Origin of the sequence: Archangium sp., assembly GCF_036389735.1 — a bacterium.
Lineage (GTDB): Bacteria > Myxococcota > Myxococcia > Myxococcales > Myxococcaceae > Archangium.
The window spans coordinates 1-4,349 of sequence record NZ_DASVWK010000279.1 but is presented as its reverse complement, the minus strand read 5'-3'; the positions used below and the strand labels follow the sequence as shown (position 1 = coordinate 4,349).

The window sequence follows — 4,349 nt, the reverse complement described above, 5'->3', positions numbered from 1 at the left end:
ACTGGCACAGGCGGGTCTGGAGGCGAAGGAGCTGGACGCCCTCTTCCTCGTCACCTGCACTCCGGACGAGCTGAATTTCAACCACGATGCCATGCTGCTCCACCAGCGTCTGGGGTGCCGCACGGACACCTTCGCCCTGGTGGTGGACGACGGCTGCGGCGGCACTCCCTACATCATCGACATGGCACGCAAGATGATGGACCGAGGACCTGGCGCAGGGGCGGGTGCGCCTGGGCGGTGGGGACCTGGTGCTGATCGCCGCGGTAGGCGCCAACGTGCATTACGGGGCCCAGCTCGTCCGGCTGTAGCGAGGACTCCTTCACATGTGGTGGGGGTGGGAATGCTCACGCTCCGCACCCTGCTCTGCTTCAGTTCCCTGTGGGTGTTGTCTTCCGGCTGCGCTGGCTCGTCCGCCACGGCGCGCCAAGGCGAGCCGGGCAGACGCCTGCCACGCCAGTGGAGGCGCCAGCGGGAGCCCTCGGGCTACGCATGGAGCGATGCTCCGTGCGAGGAGGTCACGCGCCTCGCCTTGGCGAAACCTCATCGGCGCGAAGCGAGGAGATAAACGAAGAGAACGCATCAGCCAGGAAGTAGAGGTTCCGTTCGCCTGTACGCGCATGACCGTCCCAGTAGACGATTGTTCCCGTCCGACCACCCGCAACCCCCAGGCAGATCTTGTCTGTGCCCTCCGTGGTCGCAATGGCCAGCAGTTCCGCAGGGAGACGCTCCCTGAACACGGAGAGATTCCAATCGAGATTGCATGAGGCGATGGGGTCGTTCAACCCAAAGAAGATGTGGATTCGCCCCAGCGAATCGCCCTCAAGCCCCTTGCTCGTAAAGAGATCACGCTCCGGGCGACCACCATTGGTGGCCAACAAGAACTCCTTGTAATCAGGGGGGAGGGCAAGGCCGTGCTTCCGCTCAAATGACCTGATGTCCTCCTCGTTGAGCGGAGGACCACCCTCGAACGTTTGCAGCAAGGTCGCCATTATTGACCTCCTGAGAAACCACCCTCAGGAGAAGAGCGACCCAGACGCCTTCGTAACGTCATCCACCAAATGGGTGCCTCAACGCGCGTACGAGCGTATTTCCATCAGTCGCTCCCCAGAAAAGAATCAGGCGATTTCGAGCGAACTCCACTTCCTGAGTTTCCCATCCGAGAATGAGCCCACGAGGACTGGGAGCGACAAATTGAGATGTCGGGTCAGACTCGTCGTAGAGCTGAAGACGGACCATCCCAGAGTCTCGTGCTTGTTTGGCTGCAAAAGGGTGCAGAAGACCGACGTAGACCACGGGCACTTGTACACGAACATCAAGTGCAAGTATCGCAGCCATGCTCGCACCGGTACTTTCGCTTACGGAAGTGAGCCATGTCTCGAAGGCTGGAGTAAAGCCCGCCGGAAGCATCGCTCCTGCAATGGTGTGCTCGCCGCCAGTTCGAAGGAATGCGCGAAGCGCTTGTTCCATGATGTCAGTACGTGACGCTCCTCGCTGTTTGGCAAGGTCGTCAACTGCTCGCAGCAACTCACTGTCAAGACGGATGGATGTCTGACCTGTCGGCATGGACGTTCTCCCATCCTCTTTATATCCCATGGGATGCATGGTCGCAACCCATGGGATGCAGACTGCACATGCGTAGTGTCCTGCACCCACAGGAGATTGCCCTTGGGGCCCAGGCCCATGCCGATGACCTTGGAACCATCGTGGCGAAGGTGCGGACGTCGCCTATGCGGTCAAATGAAAACGGGCTGGAGACCCCAAAGGACTCCAGCCCGTCATAAAAGGAGGTGAATCTCTCTCCCCCTGTCCCTACTTCACCGCGTCACTCGCGGTGCTGCTCGCCGCCGGGCTCATCAGGATGGGCGGCCGGTCCTTGCCCTCCATCGCGCGCTGCAGCTCGATCTCCTGCAGCAGCACCGCCGGCGCCACCGTCGACACCGGCACGTTCCCGCTCTCCGCTCCGCAGTAGCCGTTGAAGATGCCCGCCTTGCGGCCCGTGGACATGATCCGGTTGATCGACGACAGCGGCGTGCCGACGATCTCCACCCCGCGCACCAGCGACTCCTGACCCGTCTTCACGTCCACCCGGTACACCATCCGCGGCACACCCTTGAAGGCCTGGTAGCCGTAGCTCGACGTGTTCGTGTTGCCGCCCGTGATGTCCCGGATGATCAGCCCGTACGGCTTGCCCTGACGCTTCGCCTCGGCGATGAGCTGCTTCTTCAGCTCCACGTCCTCCAACTGCTTCGTCGACTCGACCATCAGGTTGGCCATGCGCGCCACCGGCTTGCGCGTGCCCTGGCTCCGCCCGTGCCCGTTGGACTGGAGGAAGCCCTCCACCGGCCGCCTCGACACCAGGTAGTTCCTCAGCACGCCCTTCTCCACCAGCGTCACCCGCTGCCCCTTCACGCCCTCCTCGTCGTACTCGTAGTAGCCGTTGAGCGGCTCACCCTGGAGCGCGCGTGCGCTCGGGTCGTCGACGATGCTGATGAACGCCGGCAGCACCTGCTTGCCCACCTGGCCCCGGAAGGTCTTCCCCTCCCCTTCCGCATCCTGCCGCTCGCCCTCCAGCCGGTGTCCCACCGCCTCGTGGAAGAGCACCCCCGCCGCCTCGGCCGCGAGGATCGCCGGCCCCGTGTAAGGGTCGATCGACTCCGCCTTGCGCAGCGCCAGCAGCTCCTCGATGACCTTGGTGGTGGCCTCGGCCAGCTTCTTGTCGTCCGGAAGCCCCGCCTCGGTCGGCACGTAGTAGTTGCGCGAGTTGTCCAGCAGCTGCCCGTCCTCCGCCCGCGTCACCGCCATCACGTGCAGCCCGTACATCGTCTCTTCCGTCACGATGCGGCTGCCCTCGCTGGACACGAAGAGGCGCGTCACCTTGTCCGCCGTCACCCGCACCTCCGAGTCGAAGATCTCCGGGTGCGCCTTGAAGCGCGAGGACACGTCGCGGGCCACCTTCGCCCAGCGCTCGCGGTTGAAGGGGAAGGCCACCGGCGTCTGGACGTACTTCGCCGGCTTCTCCTTGGAGAAGGAGGGCGGCTGCTTCGGGTCCTCCACCGTGTAGACGCTCTCGCCCTTCTTCTTGAGAAGCTGGGAGAGCGCCGCCTTGTACTTCTCGTCCGTCACCAGCCACAGCGACGTGCGCAGCGCCATGCCCGAGTCATCCAGGGGCGCGTCCTTGTGGGAGACGTAGCTGCTGCCCTTGCCCCCGCCGAAGTAGTCGTATTCCTCGGGTCCCGAGTTGTCGAGCTCGTACGAGCCCACCCGCACGTCCACATACAGCTTGCGGTCCCGGTACGAGTCATCCAGGAAGATCGCTCCGTAGCGGGCGACGATGCCGTGCTGCTCCGTGTCCTTGAGCTGGTAGCTCATGAAGTACGGAGGCTCGTGACTCTGGATCTTGAGTTGCTGTTGGTTGCGCTGGAGCTCCTCCGCCATGGCTTCCAGCAGCGCCACGCGCGGGTCCGGAGCGGGCACGGCGGCGGTGAGGAGCACGGAGGCGGCGAGCCAGGGAAGGGCTGTCCAGGAGAGGTTTCGCACCCCCCGACTCTACCTGAAAAAAAGTGGAGGCCCCACCGCGGCGTCCCCCCTGACCGCCGCTGCGGGGCCTCCTGACGGGCCGGACGGCAACCGGGCCGGCCGGCGTATCCGCCTAGGCCTTCGTCACCTTCTCACGCCCCGGCCCCACGTTCTTGCAGGCGTTGCGCGTGTCGACGACCACCTCGGACTGCTTCACCACCATGTTGTAGTCGATGTTGGAGTGGTCCGTGAGGATGACCACCGCGTCGTACTGGCTGATGGTCTCCGGGGTGAGCGGCACCGACTTCATCGAGTAGTGGAAGCCGTGGCCCTCTTCGAGGCGGGGCACGTAGGGGTCGTGGTAGTCGACCTCGGCGCCCTTCTCCTTGAGGAGCGTGATGACCCGCAGGCTGGGGCTCTCACGCATGTCGTCGATGTCCTTCTTGTACGCCGCGCCGAGGCAGAGCACCTTCGCGCCATTGAGCGTCTTCTTGTTCTTGTTGAGCGCCTCCATGGTGCGGGTGACCACGTAGTACGGCATCTGCGTGTTCACCTCGCCCGCCAGCTCGATGAACTTGGTGTGGAACTCGAACTCGCGCGCCTTCCACGTCAGGTAGAAGGGGTCGATGGGGATGCAGTGACCGCCCAGGCCCGGGCCCGGGTAGAAGGCCTGGAAGCCGAAGGGCTTGGTGGCCGCGGCGTTGATGACCTCCCACACGTCGATGTTCATCCGGTCGCAGAGCATCTTCATCTCGTTGACCATGGCGATGTTGACGCAGCGGTAGATGTTCTCCAGCAGCTTGGCCAGCTCGGCCACGCGGGTGGAGGACACC

The 4,349-nt window shown here is 64.0% G+C and carries 4 protein-coding genes; all 4 read right to left on the bottom strand.

The window, feature by feature from the left end; all coding sequences use genetic code 11:
• Positions 1-515 precede the first annotated feature (515 nt).
• Positions 516-989 carry an SMI1/KNR4 family protein gene (locus VF794_RS09965; protein WP_331109120.1) on the bottom strand — a complete coding sequence of 158 codons (474 nt, stop codon included), beginning with the start codon at positions 987-989 and terminating at the stop codon, positions 516-518.
• A 58-nt stretch (positions 990-1,047) separates the two neighbouring features.
• Positions 1,048-1,563, bottom strand: coding sequence for a ribbon-helix-helix domain-containing protein (locus VF794_RS09960; protein WP_331109118.1), 516 nt, complete (start codon positions 1,561-1,563; stop codon positions 1,048-1,050).
• 246 nt (positions 1,564-1,809) lie between these two features.
• A complete protein-coding gene (locus VF794_RS09955; protein ID WP_331109116.1) occupies positions 1,810-3,537 on the bottom strand; it encodes a TldD/PmbA family protein in 1,728 nt (575 codons plus the stop codon).
• A gap of 112 nt (positions 3,538-3,649) precedes the next feature.
• Positions 3,650-4,349, bottom strand: a 700-nt coding sequence (locus VF794_RS09950; RefSeq protein ID WP_331109114.1) for a nucleotide sugar dehydrogenase, incomplete at its 5' end; no start/stop codon positions are given.

Excerpts from the sequence above, each read along its gene's own strand:
- VF794_RS09965 (WP_331109120.1), bottom strand. The coding sequence starts at position 989 with ATGGCGACCTTGCTGCAAACGTTCGAGGGTGGTCCTCCGCTCAACGAG.
- VF794_RS09960 (WP_331109118.1), bottom strand. The coding sequence starts at position 1,563 with ATGCCGACAGGTCAGACATCCATCCGTCTTGACAGTGAGTTGCTGCGA.